The organism is Paenibacillus sp. JMULE4 (assembly GCF_013337105.1).
In the GTDB taxonomy this organism is placed as follows: domain Bacteria; phylum Bacillota; class Bacilli; order Paenibacillales; family NBRC-103111; genus Paenibacillus_G; species Paenibacillus_G naphthalenovorans.
In genome coordinates, this window is record NZ_SGWF01000020.1 from 40,341 (window position 1) to 65,097 (window position 24,757).

Annotated in this window: 16 protein-coding genes, 1 riboswitch and 2 other annotated features; of the genes, 3 read left to right on the top strand and 13 right to left on the bottom strand. The window is 55.0% G+C overall.

The window, feature by feature from the left end; all coding sequences use genetic code 11:
• Window positions 1–79: 79 nt before the first annotated feature.
• Window positions 80–344 (bottom strand) — a binding site (T-box leader).
• Window positions 345–378: 34 nt separating this feature from the next.
• Window positions 379–637 (bottom strand) — a binding site (T-box leader).
• Window positions 638–801: 164 nt separating this feature from the next.
• The 10 genes from EXW96_RS22955 to EXW96_RS23000 form a co-directional block, all read right to left on the bottom strand.
• Window positions 802–2,214 carry an NCS2 family permease gene (locus EXW96_RS22955; RefSeq protein WP_062411059.1) on the bottom strand — a complete coding sequence of 471 codons (1,413 nt, stop codon included), beginning with the start codon at window positions 2,212–2,214 and terminating at the stop codon, window positions 802–804.
• Window positions 2,215–2,315: 101 nt separating this feature from the next.
• Window positions 2,316–2,416, bottom strand: a riboswitch (purine riboswitch).
• Between the two features lie 244 nt (window positions 2,417–2,660).
• On the bottom strand, window positions 2,661–4,199 hold the full coding sequence (guaA, locus tag EXW96_RS22960; protein WP_062409916.1) for a glutamine-hydrolyzing GMP synthase: 1,539 nt from the start codon (window positions 4,197–4,199) through the stop codon (window positions 2,661–2,663).
• A gap of 197 nt (window positions 4,200–4,396) precedes the next feature.
• On the bottom strand, window positions 4,397–6,790 hold the full coding sequence (locus tag EXW96_RS22965) for a transglutaminase-like domain-containing protein (protein ID WP_174351516.1): 2,394 nt from the start codon (window positions 6,788–6,790) through the stop codon (window positions 4,397–4,399).
• Window positions 6,771–7,787: a DUF58 domain-containing protein gene (locus EXW96_RS27875; RefSeq protein ID WP_309225202.1), complete on the bottom strand. Its 1,017-nt coding sequence runs from the start codon at window positions 7,785–7,787 to the stop codon at window positions 6,771–6,773. Before EXW96_RS27875 ends, EXW96_RS22965 begins: the two co-directional genes overlap by 20 nt.
• Window positions 7,788–8,074: 287 nt before the next feature.
• Window positions 8,075–9,049, bottom strand: a complete 975-nt coding sequence (locus tag EXW96_RS22975) for an AAA family ATPase (RefSeq protein WP_174351518.1) — start codon at window positions 9,047–9,049, stop codon at window positions 8,075–8,077.
• A 109-nt stretch (window positions 9,050–9,158) separates the two neighbouring features.
• Complete coding sequence (locus EXW96_RS22980; RefSeq protein ID WP_174351519.1) at window positions 9,159–10,577, bottom strand: polysaccharide deacetylase family protein; 1,419 nt, start codon at window positions 10,575–10,577, stop codon at window positions 9,159–9,161.
• 489 nt (window positions 10,578–11,066) lie between these two features.
• On the bottom strand, window positions 11,067–11,534 hold the full coding sequence (bcp, locus tag EXW96_RS22985; protein WP_137670446.1) for a thioredoxin-dependent thiol peroxidase: 468 nt from the start codon (window positions 11,532–11,534) through the stop codon (window positions 11,067–11,069).
• Between the two features lie 134 nt (window positions 11,535–11,668).
• Window positions 11,669–12,454: an ABC transporter permease gene (locus EXW96_RS22990; protein WP_174351520.1), complete on the bottom strand. Its 786-nt coding sequence runs from the start codon at window positions 12,452–12,454 to the stop codon at window positions 11,669–11,671.
• Window positions 12,455–12,461: 7 nt separating this feature from the next.
• On the bottom strand, window positions 12,462–13,256 hold the full coding sequence (locus EXW96_RS22995; RefSeq protein ID WP_062409921.1) for an ABC transporter permease: 795 nt from the start codon (window positions 13,254–13,256) through the stop codon (window positions 12,462–12,464).
• Window positions 13,249–14,310: an ABC transporter ATP-binding protein gene (locus EXW96_RS23000; RefSeq protein WP_174351521.1), complete on the bottom strand. Its 1,062-nt coding sequence runs from the start codon at window positions 14,308–14,310 to the stop codon at window positions 13,249–13,251. Before EXW96_RS23000 ends, EXW96_RS22995 begins: the two co-directional genes overlap by 8 nt.
• 192 nt (window positions 14,311–14,502) lie before the next feature.
• Here EXW96_RS23000 and EXW96_RS23005 point away from each other — a divergent pair, with 192 nt between their 5' ends.
• From EXW96_RS23005 to EXW96_RS23015, 3 genes are all read left to right on the top strand, one after another.
• Window positions 14,503–15,540, top strand: a complete 1,038-nt coding sequence (locus tag EXW96_RS23005) for an LCP family protein (RefSeq protein ID WP_062409923.1) — start codon at window positions 14,503–14,505, stop codon at window positions 15,538–15,540.
• Window positions 15,541–15,635: 95 nt separating this feature from the next.
• Window positions 15,636–16,976 (top strand): glutamate-1-semialdehyde 2,1-aminomutase, encoded by a 1,341-nt coding sequence (locus EXW96_RS23010; protein WP_062409924.1) that lies wholly within the window; start codon window positions 15,636–15,638, stop codon window positions 16,974–16,976.
• Window positions 16,977–17,492: 516 nt separating this feature from the next.
• Window positions 17,493–22,043 (top strand): glutamate synthase-related protein, encoded by a 4,551-nt coding sequence (locus tag EXW96_RS23015; RefSeq protein ID WP_254611527.1) that lies wholly within the window; start codon window positions 17,493–17,495, stop codon window positions 22,041–22,043.
• Window positions 22,044–22,280: 237 nt separating this feature from the next.
• Here EXW96_RS23015 and EXW96_RS23020 read toward each other — a convergent pair whose 3' ends face one another.
• From EXW96_RS23020 to kduD, 3 genes are read right to left on the bottom strand one after another with little or no spacing between them, the layout of a single operon-like run.
• Entirely contained in the window at window positions 22,281–22,943 is a 663-nt protein-coding gene (locus EXW96_RS23020; protein WP_074730021.1) for a bifunctional 2-keto-4-hydroxyglutarate aldolase/2-keto-3-deoxy-6-phosphogluconate aldolase, read from the bottom strand.
• 23 nt (window positions 22,944–22,966) lie between these two features.
• Window positions 22,967–23,950 (bottom strand): sugar kinase, encoded by a 984-nt coding sequence (locus EXW96_RS23025; protein WP_062409927.1) that lies wholly within the window; start codon window positions 23,948–23,950, stop codon window positions 22,967–22,969.
• Window positions 23,950–24,705: a 2-dehydro-3-deoxy-D-gluconate 5-dehydrogenase KduD gene (kduD, locus tag EXW96_RS23030; RefSeq protein WP_174351522.1), complete on the bottom strand. Its 756-nt coding sequence runs from the start codon at window positions 24,703–24,705 to the stop codon at window positions 23,950–23,952. The genes EXW96_RS23025 and kduD overlap by 1 nt, the downstream gene beginning before the upstream one ends.
• Between the last annotated feature and the right edge of the window lie 52 nt (window positions 24,706–24,757).

The following is a 24,757-nucleotide window of genomic DNA, read 5'->3' on the forward strand; positions in this document are numbered from 1 at the left end:
CCGTTTGGTCCTGGTTCATCATCACCATCATCCTCCTCAGATTTTTTCCTGCAAAAAAAAGCCTGCCATCTCTTGAAAACCAAGAGACGACAGGCTGTAACCTTGCCGCGGTACCACTCTTTTTGAACTCCAAGCACCAACGCACGTTAGAATTCCACCTCGAACCCCTTGTCACGGAGGGCTAATCCGTCGCAGCCTACTCGACCTTCACGAGAGATTTCCCGCAAGTTCTTTGGGCTTTGCCGCTGCCGGGCGAGTTTCAAGCTTCCGCCGACTGCGTCGCACCACCCCGCAGCTCTCTGTACAATCGGATTGACTTTACTGATCCCGTTCTTCGCGTTTCAACATATTCAATTAAAAAAGCCCGCCGCCTCTAACCAAAGAGACGACAGGCTGTTCCTATCGCGGTACCACTCTTGTTGACCCCGGCTTTGCCTAGAAAGCCGTTGCCCGCTCGATGCCTGATCACGGAGGCGACCCGTCAAAGCTTACTGCCTGCAGAAGTGCAGCGCTACACTCCGGCCGTTCAGCTTTGCCGCTCCCGGGCGAGATTCGCCGATGCTCCCGACTGCGTTGCACCACCCCGCAGCTCTCTGGACAGGACATGAAGGCTACTGCTCCCGTTCGTTGCGTTTTTGATTTGATTGCTATTATAGTATGCACGTTGCTTAAAATCAATGCCTATTTTCAGAAAACTTTCGCAATTCCGCTTGTGGCTTCCCATCGAATAGAAAAGCTCCGGCGCCCGAATTCAGCGGACACCGGAGCTGGTAAACGACTTTGAATACACCGTACAAGCGATTAATGGCCCCCGAGGAAAATATACCTGGCAATAATGAGAATGGCCAAAATCCACATCAGCCAATGCACTTTATATTTTCCTTGGCCGCTCAATCTGGCGACCGTTGCGAGAAGCACGTAAGCCACGATACCGAAGGAAATCCCGTTGGCAATGTTATACGTGAACGGCATCATCGTAACGGTCAAAAAGGCCGGAATGCCGTAAACCAGATCCTGGAATTCAATTTCACGAACGGACTGCATCATCAGTACGCCGACAACGATCAGTGCAGCCGCCGTGGCGGAGCCCGGAATGAGCGCTGCGATTGGCGCGAGGAACAGCGCCAGCAGGAAGCAAACACCCGTCGTGACAGCCGTCAGACCCGTACGTCCGCCTTCGGCAACGCCGGCTGCGCTTTCGACATACGCCGTTACCGTACTCGTACCCACCAACGCGCCGCCGCTGACGCCGATGGCATCCACCATCATCGCTTTGCCGACCTTTTTGTTGCCTTCTTCTTTATTTTTCATAAAACCGGCGCGGTTGGCCGTTCCGACCAGCGTTCCGAACGTATCAAACAATTCCACGAACGTAAATGTCAATATGACGGAAATGATCCCGGCATTCATGACACCGGCAAAATCAAAATGCGCAAACGCCAGCTTGCTCATGTCCGGCACCCAGGTCGTTTCGCCGCTTGTCAGAGTAGCCAGGCTCACCACCGGAGAGCCGTCCGGATTGCTCATGAACAGGCCTGCCACCGTTGTCAGCAAAATCCCGAACAAAATCGCGCCGCGTACCTTCAACACCATCAGAATGGAAATCAGAGCAATTCCGATAATGCAAAGCAAAACGTTCGCATTATGCACATCGCCCAGGTGAAACACCGTTTCGAAGGACAACAGCTCCGTATATTTGCCCTTCGGAATATCGTTTGCGGCTTCGACGGCAACCGCCAGCAGACCGCTGTTTTTGAGCCCGATAATCGTGATGAACAGGCCGATACCGACCGTAATCGCATGCTTCAGACTGTCCGGAACGGCGACAAGCAGCATCTGACGAACCTTGGTCACGGTCAAAATAATAAAAATAATCCCTGAGATAAAAACGGCTGCCAAAGCCATCTGATACGTAAACTGCCCTTGCGAAGCGAGAATCACCGTAGCAAAGTAAGCATTAAGACCCATCCCCGGCGCCAACGCCACCGGAAAGTTAACGAACAAGCCCATGGCGATGGTCATCACGCCTGCGGCAATCGCCGTAGCGAGGAAAACCGCAGTCCAATCCATCCCGGTCGCTCCCGAGCCGAATGCGCTCAGTATGTTCGGATTAACGGCCAAAATATACGCCATCGTCATGAACGTCGTCAGACCGGCCATGATTTCCGTGCGAACCGTGGTGCCGTTCTCCTTCAGCTTAAAAAAACGATCCATTCCTGAAATCCCTCCAAAATGGTTTTTCGGAACAACGACAAAAAGCCCGGCTACCTGATATTTCCGGGCTTCAAGAAAAAGAACGCTCCACGGACGAATGCCGTGAACCGCTTTTTTTTCGTAGCCAGATCATTTACGGTGACCTCGTAGAGACTTCCGGGCCGATTCCCGGAATTATACGAAAACGGTTATTCCCTTTTATGAATCTAACCCTTATTCTAAAATCGCCGTCGAAGCTTGTCAATGATTTTTCCGAACATTTTTCAGCTTATCCGTAAATTCGTTCGGCAAAAAGGAAAATAACTCCTTGGGATCCAATCGGTGACCCCCTCTAAGATTTTCCTATTGGCGGATGTTTTATGCTTTTTCTATTTAGCGGTCTTGATCATGCTGCAGCGCAAAAAAGCCCGTTCCCTCTATGCAAAGAGAGAACGGGTCCATTTGATTTATTCCCACTCGATCGTCGCCGGCGGTTTGGAAGTAATATCGTACACCACGCGGTTGACGTTATTGACTTCGTTCACGATGCGGGTCGAGATTTTCTCAAGCACATCCCACGGAATGCGCGCCCAGTCCGCCGTCATGCCGTCGATCGACGTGACGGCCCGGATGCCTACCGTGTAGGAATACGTGCGCGCGTCGCCCATGACACCGACGCTCTTCATGTTAGGCAGTGCGGTAAAGTACTGCCAAATTTCACGGTCAAGCCCGGCTTTGGCGATTTCATCGCGGAGAATCGCATCGGATTCACGCACAATCTCCAGCTTCTCTTCCGTCACCTCGCCAAGCACGCGAATCGCAAGTCCCGGACCCGGGAATGGCTGGCGCCATACGATCTCCGCCGGCAGGCCGCACTCTTCGCCGACCTTGCGCACCTCGTCCTTGAACAGCGCCTTTAACGGCTCCACCAGCTTGAACTTCATATCTTCCGGCAGGCCGCCTACGTTATGGTGCGACTTGATCGTTTGCGCCGTAGCCGTACCGCTTTCCACGATATCCGTGTACAGCGTGCCCTGCGCGAGAAAAGCGAAATCGTCGAACCGCGCCGATTCTTCTTCAAATACGCGGATAAACTCATTGCCGATGATTTTCCGTTTTTGCTCCGGATCGTCCACACCGCTCAATTTTTTGAGGAACCGCTCGCGGGCGTCGATTTTGACGACTTTCATATCAAATTTGCCGACGAACGTATCCATAACGCTCTCCGCTTCCCCTTTGCGAAGCAGGCCGTGATCGATAAACATACAGGTCAGCTGATCTCCGACCGCTTTATGGATCAGCATCGCTACGACGGAAGAATCCACGCCGCCGCTCAGCGCGCAAAGCACCTTCTGGTCGCCCACCTGCTCGCGGATATCGCGCACCGCATCTTCAATGAAGGTTTCCATGCTCCAGGTTCCTTCACAGCCGCAGATATGGAACAGGAAATTGCGAATCATTTCATTGCCGTAGACCGAGTGCCGCACTTCCGGGTGGAATTGGACGGCGAACATTTTTTTGTCCGGATGGCTCATTGCCGCGATCGGCGCATGCTCGGTGCTCGCATCCACCACGAACCCTTCCGGCGGCTGCACAACAAGATCGCTGTGGCTCATCCAAACCGTCTGTTTCTTGTCAAGACCGTGCACAAGACCGCAAGAGTCCGCAAAATCAACCTCCGCCTTGCCGTATTCCCGTTTCGAAGCCGGCTCCACCTTTCCCTGCAGCTGATGAGCCATCATCTGCATGCCGTAGCAAATGCCCAAGATCGGCACGCCAAGCCCGTAAACGGCAGGATCCACCAGCGGGGACTCCTCCCCGTACACGCTGGCGGGACCGCCCGAGAAGACGATGCCTTTGGGCTGCAGCTCGCGGATTTTGTCAACCGGGGTATTGTAAGGCAGCAGCTCGCTGTACACGCCCAAGTCGCGGATCCGGCGCGCGATCAGCTGGTTGTACTGTCCTCCGAAGTCGAGCACCACAATAATTTCATTAGGTTTTTCCATGATAAATAGGTTCCTCCTGCTTGTATCGTTCCTTTTTCAATGAACCTAATTATAAGCTTACGCCGGTTAAAGGGCAATGCCTGTCCTCCAAAAGTCGTGTCAAAACGTGGACAAACATGTCTCTGCCTTACCTCAAGCTTTCAAAAGCAGGGAAAAAAAGCCTGCGTCCATTCCGCTCCGGAACCGGAGCTTCTTGGTTACAGGCTTTGCTTCAGGCGACGCCAGGCTTCTGCAAGCGTGTGGCGCGTCACGACCGTGTCCCGATGGTCCGGATCGGCGTAATGCAGCGTCTCCAGCTGCTCAGTCAGCCGGAGCAAGGCGATGCGCTGCGTTTCGGTGCGGCAGCGGCGGGAACTCGCGTACTCACGGAGGGTCATCGACGGCAGCGCACGCCCGTACGAGCGCTGCAGACGACGCCACATCCGCTCGCCCAAGCGCAGCAGAGCCGCGCGGCGCCAGCTGTGAACGGCGATAGAGATTGAGTCCGAAGATGAGGTGGGCGTGCCGGCTTTTTTTGTCCACATGTGGATAAGCAGCATAAGAGCAGCTATTCCCGCAGCAGCGATCCCCAGGGATAACTTCCCCCATAAGCTTATCCCCGGTGTGGACAGCAGCATGCGGATGGATGCCCAAAGCGCGTTGAAAGCTGTGGACAAGCCGCCATAAACCGCGCGTGCCGCGGACAGCAGGGAGTCAACTCCGTGAAGCGTCCGCTCCCAGACCCCGCCGCCGCTTTCCGGAGGCGCTGCCGCCGCGGGGGATGCGGCCGTTCCCTCACTGCCGGCTCCGCCGGATGCGGGAGTCGGCTCGAAAGGAACCCACCCGACAGAAGGAAAATATACTTCCGCCCAGGAATGCGCATGGTTTTGCCGCACCTGTACGGTATACCGCTCGCTGCCGGCCTCCCCGTCGACCGCCAAAACCTCGCCGGGCGTAAACCCCTTGACCCACCGGGCAGGTACGCCGACGGAGCGGAGAAGCACCACCATGGCGGTGGAAAAGTGGTCGCAGTAGCCGGTTTTTTGCTCGAACAAGAACCGGTCCGCCGCATCTTCCTTTTCCTGCACCGCTCTAGTCTCATGAAGACTGTAAGTGTAATGTTCACGAAGGTAGCGCTCAATAGCCTCCGCTTTGGCGTAAGGAGAGGACTCCCCGCCCGCGATGCCCGCAGCCAGCTGCTTCACCCGCTCCGGAAGCGAATCAGGCAGCTGCAGAAACCGCTCTTCGATCTCGGGAGGATAGGAAGGATCCACTTCGTTTAACAAAGCTTGAAGAGCCGTTCGGTCCGCAGGGACCAGCGACTCGATCTCATACTCGGCTAAAGGATCCGTCATAACCGGAATCATGATCCGCTCCGACCACAACTGTCTCCAGACCAAATTCACGGGAATCGGCTGTCCTCCGGCCGATTGCAGAAATTGCACCCGGATGAGCTCGCCTCCGGCAAACAGTTGGTGGTTCAGCCCTTCATCCTGGATCCGGATCGTTTGCCTAACGGGCACATAGTACGCATTCTCCGCGGGAGCATCCGGATCCCATCCCGGGGGATCGGCCAAGTACTGCACCATCAGGCTATCCGGCTGGGTCCAACCCTGCCCGGTATAATAACTCTTGGCTTCTCCCCGCCAATAGGTAAGCCTTGGGGTCACGGCGATAAAGGCAGGGCTTTGGTCAGGCTGCAGCGGCTGTCCGAGCCGGGTATCGTCCGAGCCGTAGCCCGTGCGTCCGGTGTTCGCCATGACCGCGGCATGCCTTTGGTTCCAGGCCTCGCTGTGGAACCGCTCTTCGAATTCCCGGATGTACCGGGACCAGTCAAGCTCGCGCATCTCTTGCGGATGCAGCAGCGTGCCAAGCCAGCCCACAGCCATGCAGGCTGCGGTCAGAAGCAGACCGGCCAGCGGTGCGGCGGAGCTCTTCAGCGCAGCATCCCGCGCCTCAGGCACCCGGGCTTTAGAGGAACCATCGGCGGCCGCCTCCAAACGCCAATCATACCATCTTCCCTGCTGAAGCAGCCCTTGAAGCAGCAGGCTGACTCCCGTGCAGCGCAAAACGGCCGGGAACATGTCGATGGTGAAAAACAATTGAACGAAAGCCAAAAAGAGGATCGTCATCCCCCAAAACCACAGGATCTGCCGCCGCTCCAGTACAAACGTTTGAAGTACGGAGATGAAAAAAGCCCATCCCGTCATAAACAACAGGGTCCGCGTAGCCGGTTCCCATGCCGCCAGATTGCCTTCCAGGCCCTCCGCCGCATCCATCCACAGCTCGCGGCCGAAATCCGCCCACCACTCCAGGGAAGGAACCGCTTGCCCATTGTGCAACCAAGCCGTTATCCCGAGGATCCACAGTGTCTTGAACAGCCATAGGACCCAGCCGGGCAAACGAAGGGTATCTACGGCTGCCAGGAACACAAAGGTGACCGCAAAAGGAGCGATGGAGGTCACCTCGGTGATATCCGCGAGCCGGCGCAGCGGATAGAGCCATTCCAGCAGCAGCAGGAGCATCAGCCCGCTGAGCGCCGCATCGGCCGCCCACGACGCGGGGGCGGAGGCTTGCCGGGCCGCGGCTGGATCAGGTGCCGGATAAGGCATGGCCGGCACCTCCCTTCGGCGGCGCGGCCGGACCATTCGCCGGCGCCAGCGTCACGCGGCAGCCGAGCGACTCGAGCTGCCGCTTCCACGCGTGCACGGGCCCGGGAAGCGCTCCCGGCCCGTGCACGAAGACAACGCGCGCGGCGCCCCGCGGCAGCAGGCGCAAGGCCGCAGCCAGCTGCGCGTCGGCGCGGGCCGTGACGAGCGTGACCGCTCCGACGCCGGCCTGCCGGGATTCGCGCAGCGCGAGCGCGGCGAAGGCTTCGGGGCGGGCGCCGCCCCGCGGCACCGCAGCCAGCAGCTGCAGCAGCTCGCCGAAGCGCTCCCGTCCCTGCGCTTCGGCTACACTCCCTTGCCCGTCGCTGACGGCAAGGCGCACGCGCCCGCCCAGCTCGAGCCCTCGCCGGGCAATACCCGCCGCGGCCTCCACCGCCGCCGCCAGCGCAGGATCCGCCCACAGGGCGGCTCCCGTGCTCTCCCCGGCTCCGGCCGCGTCCAACACCACGAGCTGCCGCACGGCGGCGGGCAGCTCCGTCTCCTTCGCGCGCAGCTCGCCCGTGCGCGCGGTGCTGCGCCAGTGGATCCGCCTCAGCGGATCCCCCGGCGCATAAGGCCGAGTGCCGCTCACCTGCGCCGCGGCCGTCCAAGCCTGCGGCTGCCGTACCGGCGGACGCGTCCCATCCGGGCCCGCGCCCGGCTCCGCAGCCACAGCCCCCATCCGGGGCAGCACCCACAGCTGCCCCCCGCCGCCGCTCCTGCGCTCTACACGCAGGAGACCGAAGGCGTCGCTGGCGCGAACGATCAGCGCCTCGCGCACATACACCCCGCGACCGGGGGCCTGGAGGCCGCAGCGCACCACCGTGGTGCGGCCGAATCCCGCTGCGCTCGCACCGCGCAGCGTCATGCGCTCGCCCGTACCCTCATGGACCCAGCGCTCCTCCAGCATCAGCCAGACCCCGGGCAGGACCCCCGAAGCCGTCAACCGGTAAGAAAGCACCGGAGACTCTCCCGCAAGGATACGGAGCCGTTCCCTGAGCTCTTCTCCTCCAGGGCGCTCCAAGCCCCATCCTGCTCCCGGACCGCGGCCCTCCCGCTCCACCCGGATGCCCCGCCTTAACGACGCATACACAAGCACAGCGTACATGAGCAAAGATATCGAAACATAAACCAGAAACCATGCCGTTCTGCCGCCCCAGGACATCGCCCACCACCCTGAAGCCCCCAGAAGGCCGATCATACCCAACAGAACGATTGCGCCGCGCATCACTGCATCCGCCGCCCTTCTCAACCAGCCGCATGCCTGCGGACCGGCACCGGCGCTGCGGAGACCACCGCATCAATAACCGCTTCCGCGGTCAGTCCCCCAAACAGGGCGGATGACGACAGCATCAACCGGTGCGCAAGGACAGGCACGCTCAGCTCCTTGACATCGTCCGGAATGACATACCTTCTGCCCTGCAGGAAAGCCTGGGCCTGAGAGGCCCGCATCAGCGCAATCGATGCCCGCGGACTGGCTCCGAGCGTTACGTCCGGATGTTGTCTCGTAGCTGTCGTCAGCCCCACAATATATTGCTTGATCGTCTCGTCGACATGGACCGTACGAACTTCTTTTTGCAGTGCCGTAAACTCCTCCTGAAGAATAACGGTACGGATGCGCGACAGCGGAAACGCATCTTCCATCCGGTTGAGCATCTCTACCTCATCCCGAGCGTCAGGATAACCGAGATGAAGCTTTAATAAAAAGCGGTCCAACTGCGCCTCCGGCAGCGGGAACGTCCCTTCGAAATCGACGGGATTTTGCGTCGCCAGAATAAAAAACGGCTCCGGCAGCGGATATGTCGTCCCGTCGACCGTCACTCGCTTCTCCTCCATGGCCTCCAGCATAGCCGCCTGGGTCCGGGGCGAAGTCCGGTTGAGCTCGTCGGCCAGAATGATATTGGCCAGCAGCGGTCCGGGACGAAATTCAAACTCGGCGGTCCTTTGGTTATAGACCGAGACTCCCGTCAAATCGGACGGCAGCAAATCCGGTGTGCATTGAATACGCTTGAACCGGCTGTCTATCGTTCTGGCGAGTGCGCGCACGAGCATCGTTTTGCCGACGCCGGGCACGTCCTCCAGCAGGACATGTCCGCCGCAGAGCAGCGCCACAAGCAGCTTCTCGATCACGTTCCGTTTGCCTACGATGACCTTTTCGACTTGATACACAATGCGTTCCAATACCGTATCCGGCGAATCCGGTTGAACTGAGGGCGTCGTCATCTCTCAAAACCTCCCGAAAGTTTCGGCAAGCCGGAAACGCTCCAGAAGCGGTTACAGCCCTATCCTTTCTGCTGTCAACGCCGGACTCCCCGTCTTGCACTCTATGTTTCTAGTATGTCCGGGTTTCAGAGTGTTTAGACAATCCAGCCGTCTCTTTCAGCTGTTGATAGATTCCCCACCAGCTTCCGTATGGTCCCGAGAGAGAGATTCGCACTTCCGTCGTTCCCGGCTCAGCCTCGGCAAGGTAAGCCGTCACCCGGCCGCCGAACAGCTCCAGCGTCTTGCGCAGTGGAACGTACAGCACGCCATCCCGCACTTCCATTTCGGGCAGTGAAATCGTCTGCAGCGCTCCAGCCGGATTTATCACGCGGAGCTCCCTTTGCGCAAAATCGTACTCCGCCTGATAAAGCCCCCTGGTCACGGCAGCGGTCCTGTCCTGTTCTTTCCACTCCACCGTACCGCCCATCAAGGAGGACAGCTGCCGAATCGGAACCAGATAATACCCGTCCCGATAAATCATTTCCGACTTTGCCAGACTGACAGCGGTCCCTCCTGTCTGCAGCCGAAGCCGCTCCGGCCCCGGTACGGCCCCCTCAGCGGCAATCATCGTTTGCGGAGCCTGACGAATATTCGGGAGATCAGACCACAATTTCCCATGCTCCCTTGCGGCCGCAACCATTTGTTCATACTTCTCCCTGCTTACGGTACGCGGCCATTTCTGCTTGCCAAGGGAGAACTGGACCGGCTTCACGCTGGAAGAAAGCGTAGCAAACGCATAGCCTTTTTCTTTAAACAGCCGAATGATCCGCGGCAGCGCTTTTACGCTCTCCTCATGGCCCGGGCCATCGTGCATCAGAACGATCAATTCATGACGGAAGGGACCCTTCTCCACCGTACGATAGATGCTCTCCGCCGTCATGCCGGGCCGACGCGCATCCTCACTGTCGATGTTCCAGTCATACACCTCGTACCCCGCCAGACTCAAATAATGATAGTAGAACGCGTCAAAATGGCCGAACGTCCCGCCGGGCGCACGCAATAAACGTGTTCGCTCCCCCGTTTGGTCCGCCAGCACCTTCTCCGTCTTTTGCACCTGATCCCAAAATACACTGAAATCGGAGTAAAGCTCCTTATATTTATGATTATAAGTATGATTGCCCAGGACATGTCCTTCCTTCACGATCCGGCGCGCCAATTCAGGTCTCTGTTCCGCCTGTTCCCCCAGCACAAAGAAGGTCGCCTGAACCCCCTCGGCCTGCAAAATATCCAGTACCTTGGGCGTCAGCTGGCTTGGTCCGTCATCAAAGGTCAAGTATACCGTCGGGTCCGCCGGCACGGAATACGTTTTTTCGGCTTCCATCCGTTTCCCTGCTTGCAGCTGCGCAAATACAGCCTCTTCTTCCCCCATACTGCAGGGCACAGCCCATGCCGTATTCGGAAAGACCGCAAACAACAGCATCAAACAAAGCATTCGTAAAATAACAGGTACAAGTCTGCTGCAGCCAAAAGCACATATTCCGCGCATCATGAGCAATCCCTCCGTACAATCTATTAAAAGTGGCGTTAATAGACTATATGGGAGAAGCGCCCGAATTATGTATATTTATCCTTACTAATTACTATATATAATCAAACTTACCAAACCTTCCACGTTTATATTCTATTCCAGATTTATCCTTGTCGATACACATTTTTATTGAACAAACCGGGCCGTCCCGCATAACGGGAATCGATTTTTCGCCATATACCAGAACACCGCAAAACCTGATTCATGGGCTTTGCGGTGTTTTGTGTAAAAATGATATATATGTAAATTTACATGTCACAAAAGCATAAAGTAGAGAAAACATACGCGGTTGACCGTTATATAGGAAAGATTGGGGTGAAAAACGTAAGCAGGGAGAACATGGAGTTGAGAAATCTGCCCTATGAAGGTTCTCCCCATACTCCAGGGACAATAGCCGAGCCGTAAGAGATTCAATTTCAATAAGGTCTGTTCGCTTTACGGAACAATGGCTTATAACGCCTTCACAGCCTCCAGCACCTGCTCCACATGACCTTTCACTTTGACCTTGCGCCATTCTTTTACCAGCCTGCCTTCTTCGTCGATCAGGAACGTGGATCGTTCAACCCCCATGTATTCTTTGCCGTACATTTTCTTAAGGGTCCATACCCCGAACTGCTCACATACCGCATGATCCGGATCGGAAAGCAGCAAAAAAGGCAGCTCGTGCTTCGCCGCAAATTTCTCGTGAGATTTCGGATCGTCGGGGCTAATGCCGATCACCTCCACGTTTAACTGCCTGAACTGATCGTTATAATCGCGAAAATGACACGACTCTTCCGTACACGTCGGCGTCATATCTTTGGGGTAAAAGTAAATAACGACCTTGCGGCCGCGGAATTGCTTCAGCGACACCACTTTTCCGCCGCCGGCTTGGAGTGTAAAATCGGGTACGATTTGTCCCACTTCGATAGATGACATGAATGCCTCCTCCTTACAATTTATACAAGCATTATACAGTCTTGGCAGGGCATACTCAACAAACACACCCTCGATCCATTAATTAAGGAAGGCAGGCCGACTGCTTTAGTCCGTTAGCCTGCCCCAACAAAAGCTTATGATCCCGCTCCACGATACCGCTTCACTCCGTAATTCCATACGGTCAGCCCGATGGTCAAGAAGACGGCGCCTACAAGCGGTGTCAGTAAAGCGAACGACCCCCAATTGGCCCGATCCAGGAAATAAGCCGCGGGATAAAAACCTACAAACCCGAACGGCAGCACCCAGGTCAACATGATATTGATCAGCCGGTTGTAAATGGTCACCGGGTATCTGCCGTAGTTTTGCAGATTCCACAGCATCGGCGTGATGCCGGTCGGCGAATCCGAGAAGAACGACAGCGAAGTGAAGAAAATATAGATTCCCCCGTAGATCATGATCGAACCTGCAACCAACAGGATAAATACGAACGGATCATACCACATCAGTCCAAGATCGAGCCGGCTCCAGGAGTAGCCCATGATGATCAACCCGACAAATGCGTTGAACAAAGACGACGGATCCATATTTTCCAGCATCAGCTGCACCAGATTGTGTGCCGGCCGCGTCAAAATCCGGTCCATTTCCCCTTTGACAATATACCGTTCGCTGAAGCCCCATAGGTTGAAAAAGGTAATAAACAGGCCATAGGGCACCATAAAATAACCGTAGATAAATAAAATTTGCTGCTGGTTCCATTCGCCGATCGCAGCCGTATGCTGAAACACGACCAAAATGAAGAAGAGATTCAATCCGTTAAACAACAGATCGGATACGACCTCCATCCAGAAATCGGAACGGTAGGTCAGCCGGGTTTTCATGTAGTTTTTAAAATAATTGATCAGCAGTCCTGCATAGAACATATGGCACTCATCCCCCCTGCACGAACAGGCGCGACCGCGCGCTGCGCCAGAGTATTAGCAGCGGAAGGATGAGCAGCAGGAACCACAGGATCTGTGTGGCGAACACGCCGTATACCGCACTGCCGGTCACCTTTCCTGTAAAGACGGAACCGGGCAAATAAGTGATGGCCGGGAACGGAAGCAGCTTCATCACTCCTTCCGCCCACCCGGGGAAGAACGAGATCGGCACCACCAGGCCGGAGAACAAGTCGACGGCCACCCGTTTCATGCGCATCAGGCCTTCATTATTTTCAAGAAAAAACGCGCACAAGCCGGTAATGATATTGATTTGGGAATTGATCAAAAAGCTGAAAAACAGCATGATCAAAAAAACAAGCCAAACCTGCGGGTCGGTCGGCAGGCTGACGGGAAACAGCAAGGAAACGAGCACCATGCCCGGAACAGAAAACAGCAGCAGGCGAAACAAGCCTTCACCGAGACCCTGCATCATTTTGACAATAATATAATTGTAAGGACGGATAAACTGAATGGCTACGCTGCCGTCTTTGATTTCATTGGCGATTTCCCGATCCAGGTTATTAAAATAAAACGCCCGCGCCATCCAGGAAACGGCCACATAAGTGGTCATCTGGGTGACGGTCATCCCGCCCAGCAGCTCCTTCGATCCGTAAATCGCCTTCCATAAAAAGTAGTAGGCGCCAATATTAATGGCATAAATAATAATTCCGCTGTAATAATTGACCCGGTAGGCAAGCATCATAAGAAAACGGATGCGGATGATATCCAAATAAGCGCTATACATGAAGGGTCACTTCCCGTTCATCCGGCTCGTCCTGAGCCTGCCGTTTGACGTCGCTTGAACCCGTTTTGTAAATTTCACGCACGATGTCGTCGGTGTTCGTTTCGACAATCTTGATATCTTCGATATTCATAGCACCGACGACGCGGGCCAATACGTCCGAGACGCCGGTCAGCTGCTGCGGGATCCATACTCTGGCCGTCAGCTCGTTATCCAGCGACCAATTCACTTCCAGGCCGCGGGTCAATGCCTTCAAGCGCTCCAGCGCCACCGGCTCGGCGAACCGCAGGATGACTTCCTTGCCTTTGCCCCAGCGCTCCTTCAGCTCTTCCAGGCCGCCGTCATAGATAATCCTCCCGTCATCCAGCATAATGACCCTTGAGCAAAGCGCTTCAATATCCTGAAGATCATGGGTGGTCAGCAGAATCGTCGTGCCGTACCGCTTGTTCAGCGACTTCAAAAATTCGCGAATTTCGGTTTTCACCACAATATCCAGTCCAATGGTCGGCTCGTCCAGAAACAGGATTTGCGGATTATGAATCAACGACGCCGCCAGCTCGCAGCGCATCCGCTGCCCGAGGCTTAGCTTGCGTACCGGCCGGTTCAGCAGTTCACCGAGCTTCAGCCGGTCTACCAGTTCATCCAGCCTGGCCCGGTAGTCGCTGTCTGAGACACGATACACCTTCTTAAGCAGCTCGAACGACTCAATCACGCCGATGTCCCACCAAAGCTGGCTGCGTTGGCCGAACACGACTCCGATACCGCGAACAAACTTTTCTCGTTCCTTATAAGGAATGTAGCCGTTCACCCGAATGTCGCCCGAGGTCGGAACAAGAATACCGGTAAGCATCTTGATCGTGGTCGATTTACCAGCCCCGTTCTCCCCGATATAGCCGCAAATTTCCCCTTGGGGGATTTGAAAGCTGATATCCTTGACAGCCCTGACCTGATGGTATTCCCTGTTAAATAAATCGCGAATCGCTCCTTTTAAGCCTTCGCGGTTCTTTTGCACCTTAAACTCCTTGCGGAGCTCATGAACATCGATGGCCCAACGCATGGCACATCATTCCTCCTGTCAAAAAATGCCGAAGCTTGCAGGGATGGCTCGAAACCTTTTATAATGAATTGTAATAGTTTCCTGCCCTAATTGCGCATGATTCAGCTGTATTGTCTAATCCTATACACGATATGATACACGAACGGTCCGGTTTGGAAAAGCGACGAACCCACAGGAAAGGATTTGATTTCCATGGCACGTGCGGTCAAAAGAATATTCATTATCGCTTTGCTTCTTCTGCTCGCAGGCATTGGCTATTATACATATGCCTTTTTAAATTTCGCGAACAATATTCAAAAATCGGATTCGACAAAATTTGGAGGGCTTTTGCCTAAACAAGTCGGATTGACCGACAATAACGCTCCTCCCAAATGGGAGGGCAAAGAACGGGTCAATATCCTTATTCTCGGAGGGGATTCCCGCGGCGGCAACAACGGGGTGGGGCGTTCCGATTCCATCATGATCGCTTCTATCGACCCTATGACGAAAAAAATGCATTTATTCTCTATTTTGCGTGATACTTATGTGAAGATTCCGGGAGTAGGAAACGACCGTATTAACGCGGCGTATGCGATCGGTGGACCGAATTTGTCCATGAAAACAGCCAGCGACCTGCTCGGGATTCCGATTCAGTATTACGTCATGACCGATTTCGAAGGTTTTATCGCGCTTGTGGACGCCATCGGCGGCATTGAGATCGACGTGGAAAAAGACATGCGTTACAGGGATTCCGCGGACAATCACCAGTATGATATCAACCTGAAAAAAGGATTTCAGCATCTTAACGGAGAACAAGCTCTGCAGTACGTGCGATTCCGCCACGACGCGTTGAGCGATTACGCCCGCACAGAACGGCAGCGCAAATTTCTTAAAGCGGTAGCGGAGAAGATGCAGACGACCGGCTCCCTGATCCGGCTGCCCAAAATCTTAAACAGCATTGACCCGTACATTGAAACCAACCTGACTACTACCGATATGCTGAAGCTGGGAGCTCTGGCTTATGAAGCCAAGGCGGAGGGAATGGTCACCAAGCAGATTCCCCCTGCAGAGCTGCTGGTGGAGAGGCGGGTTGGCGGAGCGGCCGTGCTGAGTGTAGACCGGAACAAGCTGCATTCTTATATGAAGTCACTGTTCGAAGGCCGCGATCCATACGCTCCTGAAGAAAAGCCTGTGACCCAGACCCATGAAGCCCTTGGCAGGGACAAAGGCAGCATGACCAAAAAAGAATAGCGCGTTTCGATCAACGGGAAGCTGCGGCTTCCTCTTTTTTTGTAAGCATTGCTGCATTTAAATATGAACACCGATAATAGAGAGGAATGACCAAGATGACTCATCCATCTGGCTTAAGCAAATCAAGATCGCGCTCCGAGAGCTTATATAAGGAAGCGCTGGAGCATATTGTGGGCGGGGTGAACAGCCCTTCGCGTTCTTTTAAAGCGGTCGGCGGCGGGGCGCCTGTCTTTATGAAACGCGGCAAGGGAGCATACTTTTGGGACGAGGACGGCAACCGGTACATTGATTATCTGGCTGCATACGGCCCGATTATCCTTGGCCACGCTCACCCTCTGGTTACCGAGGCCATCTGCCGTGCGGCAGAGAACGGAACACTCTATGGTACGCCTACGGAGCTCGAAATCGAGTTCGCCCGCATGCTCAAGGCGGCCATACCGTCGATGGACAAGGTGCGCTTTGTCAATTCGGGCACAGAGGCCGTCATGACAACGATTCGTGTGGCCCGCGCTTATACAGGCCGCAACAAGATCATCAAATTCGCCGGATGCTATCACGGCCACTCGGATTTGGTGCTTGTTGCTGCGGGCTCCGGTCCCTCCACGCTCGGGATTCCGGACAGCGCCGGCATCCCGGTCAGCATCGCGCACGAAGTGATTACCGTGCCATACAATAATCTTGCGGCGCTTGACGAAGCACTTGCCCGCTGGGGCGAGGACGTAGCCGCGGTCATGGTCGAGCCCATCGTCGGCAACTTCGGCATGGTCATGCCCAAGCCCGGCTTCCTGGAGGGGCTGTGCGCCGCCGCACGCCGCAACGGCTCCCTCGTCATCTATGACGAGGTGATTACGGCGTTCCGGTTCCATTACGGATCGGCGCAAACCTTTGACGGCCTGCCTGCGGGAACGGATTTCGCGGCCATCGAACCCGACCTGACGGCTCTGGGCAAAATCATCGGCGGCGGTCTGCCGATCGGAGCCTACGGAGGCCGTCAAGAGATCATGTCGCAGGTGGCTCCCTTGGGACCGGCTTACCAAGCCGGCACCATGGCGGGTAACCCTGCGTCGATCTCCGCAGGCATCGCATGCCTGCAGGCGCTGCAGGAGCCGGGCGTCTATGCCCGGCTGGACAAGCTCGGCGCTGAGCTTGAGGCCGGCCTGACGGCCGCCGCCGGCAAGCACGGCATCGCGCTGACCGTCAATCGCATTTGCGGCGCTTTATCGACGCACTTCTGCAGCCACCCTGTAACGGATTACGAGCAGGCGCAGGATACGGACAGCGAGAGATTCGCCCAGTTTTTCCGATACATGCTGGAAGAAGGCATCTGCCTGGCCCCATCCAAATTTGAAGCATGGTTCTTGACGACCGCACATACCCAAGCCGATATTGCATATACTGTCGAGGCGGCAGAACGCGCTTTTGCGCGAATGGATTAAACGATGGACATATGACAATAAATTCCCTTTATCACCCGAATCACGAACTATTATCGGAATCCGGTAATAGTTCGTTCGTTTTTTATTATTCCCGTAACCACGCCTTAAAACTTCCTTTATTCACCAGTTATGCAAAATAGATAGCGCTTACAATTGGTTAACAGCCTGAATGTTCTATTGTCTCAAAAACAATTTCATGTTATTCTATAAATACTTTTGAAATCAAATACTATCGGCTAAATGTAAGGTTTTAGTCATGATAGCTATGAAGATATGCGCTCATTACATTAACGTGGGCACATTTATTTTTTTATTATTGCCCAGTTATGCATATCTTCAAGAGAAACGAGAACCCGCCGGCGCAATCGATTATGCAGAATAAATGAATTTTTATTCAATGCGTTCTCACGTTGGCTTTGTTATCTCTTCTTGCAGCGACATGAACAAAGCCTTGATCTCAGTACGAACCGACTTTTAACTACCAGGGAGGTGACGGTCAGCCTGCTGACCACGAGAATGAACGAAGTTATGCGTAATGAAGGCCGCTTTCAGAATCTGTTGGCCACCGAACATGATAGCTGCGGCATCATTTGTATTGTAGAGAAAGATGGGTTTCCTTCCCGCGACAACATCCAAAAAACGATCGATGCCCTTGTTAAAATGGAGCATCGTTCAGGTTTTATTAACGGCGAAGGGGACGGCTGCGGTATTTTGACGGATATCCCCAGGGCACTGTGGGAGAAAAAACTGACGGAGGCCGGACTGGACGGCAAGCTCGCTTACGATGAGCGCTTTTCCATAGCCCATATTTTTGTTCCCCGCAAGCTGGACATTTCGGTTGCCGAGATGCAAAAGGGCATTCGGGAATTGTTTTCCCAGTTCCAGGTCAACATTCTTCTCGAACAAGAAAACGAGGTCGACAGCAGCGTGCTTGGTCCTAACGGCCGCAATGACGAGCCGACCTTCTGGCAAATCGCAGCGCTGTGCGAGAAGCAGGAAGTGAAAGTAGCCGATCACTTGTTCGAGCTTCATGTCGCCATTGAGTCCAAATACAACGTGCATGTGGCTACGCTGAGCAATGTAACCGCAGCTTACAAGGTTATGGGCGCAGCAAGCATTCTGCCTAAATATTTTAACGATACTCGCGACCCTCTGTTTGCGGCACAAGTGACCATTGGTCACAACCGCTACTCCACCAATACACAATCAAGCTTTTTCCGCGTCCAACCGTTCTCATTGCTCGGCCACAACGGCGAGATCAATACAGTCAAGAAATTGCGTCTGGAAGCCGATATGGTCGGCGTACCGCTCGTAGACGGCGGCAGTGACTCTCAGGATATGAACCGGACGATCGAAACGTTCATCCACCGCTTCGGGCTCAGCCTGTTTGAGGCGATGGAAGTCGTATTCCCGCCGATTCTCAACGAAATGAAGCTGTACCGTCCGGAGCTCCAGGATCTCTATGTCTATTACCGCCAAACTTGGGGCCATTACGCGCAAGGCCCGGCCGGGATCGTATCCCGCTACGGCAATGAATGTATTTTCAGCGTAGATGCCCTTGGTCTTCGTCCAGTCTGGATGGTAGAAAGCGAAACATCCCTTTATTTCTCCTCCGAACAAGGCGTGATCACGGTAGGCGAGATGGTAGCCGATCCCAAGCCGATCGCTCCGGGCGAAAAAATCGGGGTCATCCTGACACCGGGAGAGCATGTGCAGGTCATTCCGTATCATCAGGTACAAAATATTGTGCTGAGCCGCGCTCAAGCCCGTATCGGCTTCGAAGGACTGCGCAAGCACCTGCATAATGAATTGCCGCCGGTAGAAGCCGCTCCTTCGGCAGATATTACGCCGACAGACGCGCTCTACAGCTCTTTTGGCTGGGATCGCGACGGTATCCAGATGATCGAATCCACGGCACAGACCGGTGCGGAGCCGATCCGTTCCCTCGGTCATGACAGCCCGCATGCCGCTCTGAACCCGGAACGTGTGAACATTCCGGACTTCATTAAAGAAAGCGTAGCCGTCGTTACGAATCCGGCGATCGACCGCGACCGTGAAATGGAGCACTTCTCCACCCGTGTCGTAGTAGGTCCGCGCCCCAGCCTGTACGGCCAGCCGGATGACCGTCTTCGCATCGAATTGCTTTATCCGGTTGTGCTTGAAGGCAGCAACGGCATTGACTCTTTAACGGAGCTGAACCAGCCAAGCTTCGAACAGCTCGTAGCTCTGTTCGGCGCTCATAACGGTGATGCCGTCGCAACGCTTTCCACAACGTTTGCCCGCGGAACCTCGCTTAAAGAAGCGCTGGAGAAGCTGGCTGCCGACGCGGTCCAAGCGGTCCGTAACGGAGCCATGCTGCTGATTCTGGATGACAGTGAGGCGCATCAGAACGACCGCCTGTGGATGGATCCGCATCTTGCGGTATCCAAGGTCGATATTGCCTTGAGAGCCGAGAAACTCGGACACGGCGATAACCTGCGCCGCCAAACAACGCTCGTTTTGCGCAGCGCTTCGATCCGCAACCTGCACGATATCGCAGTAGCCTGTGGTTTGGGTGCGGATGTGCTGTCTCCTTACCTCTTGTTTGCAACGGCATCGTCCAAAGACGGCGCACTTGCGGCACGCAAAGTGTTCACCGCCTTGATGAAAGGCTTGGAGAAAGTCATCTCCACCATCGGTACGCACGAGCTTCGCGGCTACACCCGCTTCTTCTCGTCCATTGGATTGAAGCCGGAGCTGGCTGAAGTGCTCGATATCGTCAATTACCTGGGCAGCGACAACGCGGGCACCGGTTTTGCCGAGCTTGAAGCGGATGCGGAAGCCCGTTACAACGACTTTACCAATCCAAAGGCCAAAGCGGCGCGGAACTTCCGGTTCTTCCAACGGATGTGGAAAGCCCTCGGCGATGCGGCTTCCGGTGCGGCACCTTATTCGGATTACCGCGACAAGCTGCGCGAAGAGGAAAAGAAAAATCCGATTTCCATCCGTCACGTTGCCGACTTCAACTTTGAGAAAGCTTACGCTGAAGGCCGTAAACCGCTGGACCCGTCACAAGTGAATATCGGTATCGGCGATCACGATCTGCCTATGCTCATTTCTTCCATGTCCTTCGGTTCGCAGAACGAAACGGCATTCCGCGCTTATGCGGAAGCCGGCGAGCGACTGAATATGGTAACCATGAACGGCGAAGGCGGCGAGATCAAAGACATGCTGGGCCGCTATAAGCGGACCCGCGGCGCGCAAGTGGCGTCCGGACGTTTCGGCGTGAACGTAGAACTGGCCAACGCCGTAGCGTTCCTTGAGATCAAAATCGGCCAAGGCGCTAAGCCGGGCGAGGGCGGCCATTTGCCGGGTTCGAAGGTTACGGCTAAAATCGCGGCCGCACGGAATGCTACCGTTGGTTCCGATTTGATTTCGCCATCCAATAACCATGATATTTATTCGATTGAGGACTTGGCGCAAATTATTTCCGAGCTGAAGGAAGCAAGCGGACGCAAAGCGAAAATCATCGTTAAAATTCCGGTTGTGCCGGGTATCGGCACGATTGCTGTCGGCGTTGCCAAAGCAGGCGCGGACGTTATCACGCTTTCCGGCTTTGACGGCGGTACAGGAGCGGCACGGATCCACTCCATCACGCATGTGGGACTTCCGACGGAAATCGGTACGAAGCTTGCTCACCTCGCCTTGATCGACGCCGGTCTGCGTCATAAGGTTGAGCTTTGGTCCGACGGCGGAATGAAATCAGGTGCGGACGTCGTCAAAATGTTTATGCTCGGCGCCAACCGTGTCGGCTTCGGTTCCATCGCTATGCAAGCGATCGGTTGTACGACCTGTCGCGGATGCCACTTGGATACTTGCCACGTAGGTATCGCAACGCAAATCGATTCGATGGAAGAAGCTGAAGAGAAAGGTTTGCGCCGCTTCGTACCTCGCGTATACGATACGGCTGTTGAATCGCTTGTCCGCTTGTTCAGCGGTATCGGTGAAGAGATTCGCGAGATCGTCGCTCAATTGGGCTTCAAGAATGCGCAAGAGCTCGTAGGACGTTCCGACCTGCTGCAGCAAACGAGCCATCTGGAGAGCATCGACCTTTCCGATCTGCTTCGTCCGGCTCCGATTTCCTTCGCTGCGGCCAAAGATGCCGAGCGTGAAGTTGCCGCCGCGGTATCCTCGGATATCCGTATTGCAGCTGGCGCGGAAGGCCAGGAATTCTTCCCGGATGCCGTATCCTTCGCAGCTCCGGTAGAGCGCACGTGGAGCAAAGTAGACGCGGAATCCCGTATCTTGGGCAGCCGCTATGCCAGCCATCGGGTAAGAGACCGTTTCGACGGCAGCTACGACGAGCTTCCTCCGGTCAACATTACGATGACCGACGGTTCCGTACCGGGCAACGGACTCGCTGCCTTTAACGCCCGCGGCGTGGAAATTACGGTTCACGGCGGTGCGGAAGACGGCGTCGGCAAAATGTCGCTCGGCGGTAAGGTCTCTATCCTGAAAGCACCTAGCAAGCACAAGCAATTCATTAACGGCTCCGTAGGTAAATCTTTCGGCTACGGCGCTCAAAAAGGCTTGTTCCTGATCCAAGGCAATGCCGATACTCGCGCATGTATCCGTTTCTCGGGCGCAGATGTCGTGTTCGGCGGCGAGATCACTTCCCCGCTTCGGGATGAGCTGGGCGGTCTGGCAGCCCGTGCGAACCTCAAAGGCTTCGCGTTCGAGTATATGACCAACGGACGCGCCGTCGTTCTAGGCGACCCGGGTCCATGGATCTGCGCCGGGATGACCGGAGGCGTGATCTACCAGCGTCTTGTTCCTGAGATGGGACTGGATCAAGCAGCGATCGAACGCCGCATAGCCAAAGGCGCGAAGGTAAAAATCGAAGCAGTCGGTCCACAAAGCATCAAGGATCTGAATGAACTGCTCGGCGCATACCGCGATGCGCTTGCTTCTTCCGGCCAACCGGAAGCCGCGGCTAAAATTGAAGACCTGCTGAATAATTTGCAGGCAAACTTCGTACGCATCGCACCGGTAGGTCTGCAAGCCGATCAATCGGTAGCAACGGAATAATGTAGTCATCCCCCCAGGGCTGTCAGCTCTGGGGGATTTGTTTTATCGAGGTTCATTTTGGAGCAAGAAAATCGTTAACCTCGCTAAAACCTTATCACATTAAGTAAATAAACTTTTTCAACCGCAGCCTATGTCCTTGTCTGGACCCTCACTTCATGTAAGCTATATCTTAAGCAAAGCAGGCCCTTCTCTTTCATGCCGGAGCATGGAAAGAGAAGGGCCTGCTTTGTTTTTAGCTCAACCTTTGGCCGCGCGGTAAGCTTCGATATACTGTGCCGCTTTTTTAGCCACCAGACTGTAGTCTCCTGTTTTCACGGCATCCGTAGTCAAGTCGGAGCCGATACCGACCGCTACGGCGCCGGCTTTGATCCATTCGCCCAGATTGCCAAGAGACACGCCCCCCGTCGGCATCACGTTTGCCTGCGGCAGCGGTCCTTTGATTGCTTTGATCATCGCAGGCGAATACAGATTGCCCGGGAACAGCTTCACCACGTCAACTCCCAGCTCCAGCGCCCGCTGAATCTCCTGGATCGTCATCACTCCAGGCATGACAGGCACCCGGTAACGGTTGCACAGCGTGACCGTATCCGGATTCAGCGACGGCCCTACGACGAATTCGGAGCCGCTCAGAATAGCCGCTCGCGCGGTTTCCGGGTCTAGCACCGTACCTACGCCGATAATTGCGTATTTACCCGGATCCTGCGCCGTACTGGAATACTTCTTCGCAAGCTTCTCAATCGCTTGTAATGCGAACGGTACGGTCATTGTCACCTCAATGACCTTAATACCGCCTGCAATGGCCTGCTCCGCCATCTCTACCACTTCATCAGGCGTATCTCCGCGAAGCACTGCGACAACGCCTTCATTCACTAACTGCTGCATCAGCTGAATTTTCTTCATCCTGCCCTCTCATCCCTTTCTTTCTACCGCTCCACATGCTTTTCATTATTCAAGAATGCTTCAACCTGCTCCCATGTCGGAGCTCCTTCCCAGTCGCCTTCCACCTGCACGATCATACAGCCGATGAGATTGCCGAGACGTACCGCTTCCGTCAAGCTGTAGTTTTTAAGCAAACCGACGATAAAGCCGGCACAAAAGCCGTCTCCCGCTCCCACCGTGTCAACTACACGCTCGGCTTTGAAATACGGCACCGAACTGACTTGTCCTTGCTCGACGATGAGCGTTTCGTTATTGCCGCCTTTGACGATCGAAACCGCCCTGAGCTTGCTCAGATGAGCGACGATTTCGTCAAAGCTCTCCGTTTCGTAAAGCAGCTTCAGCTCGTCCAATCCCGGCAGGAAATAATCCGCATCCTTCGCGAGCTCCAACAGCACCTCGCGCGCCTCATCAAGCGACCAGAGCTTCAGCCTAAGGTTCGGGTCAAAACATACCTTAACCTCATGCCTGCGGGCAATCCGGATCGCTTCCTTGACGGCTTCGCGGCAGCTTGAGCTGAGTGCCGCCGTAATCCCCGTAACATGTAAATACTTCGCCTGCTTGATGTATTCCTCGTCCAGGTGCTCCGGCCCCAAAGTACTGGCCGCCGAGCCTTTGCGGTAATAGTACACCGACGGCTTTCCTGATACGTCTTCACGCAGCATCAATCCGGTTGGCGCTTCCGGAGTCAGCTCCACACGAGAGACGTCTACGCCTTCACCGCGGATTCTCTTCAGGATCATTCGTCCGAACGGGTCCTTCCCCAGACGGCTGAACCACCCGGCACGGTGACCTAACCGGGAGATGCCGATCGCCAGATTTCCCTCCGCCCCGCCAAACATCCCCTGAAAATGCTGGGCATATTCGATTCCTTTGGGGTTCTCCGGAATCATCAGCGCCATCGACTCTCCAAAAGTGATGACTTCAGGTTGAAACATCTGCCAAGCTCCTGTTTGTCTGTTCGTCGCCATTATCTCGTCATCCACCCTCCGTCTACGCATAACACATGACCACTCATATAATCGGAAGCCTGCGAGGCCAAGAAAACCACAGGGCCTTGCAGGTCTTCCGGCGTACCCCAGCGCGCCGCCGGAATACGTCCCAAAATTTGCGCGTTGCGCTCCTCATCCGCACGAAGCGGAGCCGTATTGTCCGTAGACATATACCCCGGAGCGATAGCGTTTACTTGAATGCCATATTTTGCCCACTCATTGGCAAGCGCTTTCGTAATGCCTGCGACGGCATGCTTGGAAGCCGTATATCCCGGAACATGAATCCCGCCTTGAAAAGAAAGCATGGAAGCGATATTGATGATTTTACCCGATCCCTGCTTAATCATTTCGAGGCCAACAAGCTGCGACAGGAAAAAGACCGCATTCAAATTCAAATTCAACACATCATGCCAGTCTTGAGCGGAATGATCTGCGGCCGGCGTACGGCGAATAATGCCCGAGTTGTTGACCAAAATGTCGATTTTACCGAAAACGGACAGTGTCTCGTCCACAACGCTTTTGAGCACGCTTTCATCCATCAGATTGGCTACAATCGTATGCGCTTCCCGCCCCATAGCCTGGATTTGCTGCTCAACCTTGCGCGAGCGGTCGTTGCTGGTGACGATCACGACATCGGCTCCCGCATGGGCCAGCCCTAAGGAAATACCTCCGCCCAAACCGACCGCACCACCGGTAACAATAGCCACTTTTCCGGTTAAATCAAACAGATTCATCTTTACACCCCATTCAAACGTTTTAAGCGCTTTCGGTTTTAACGATCAGCGG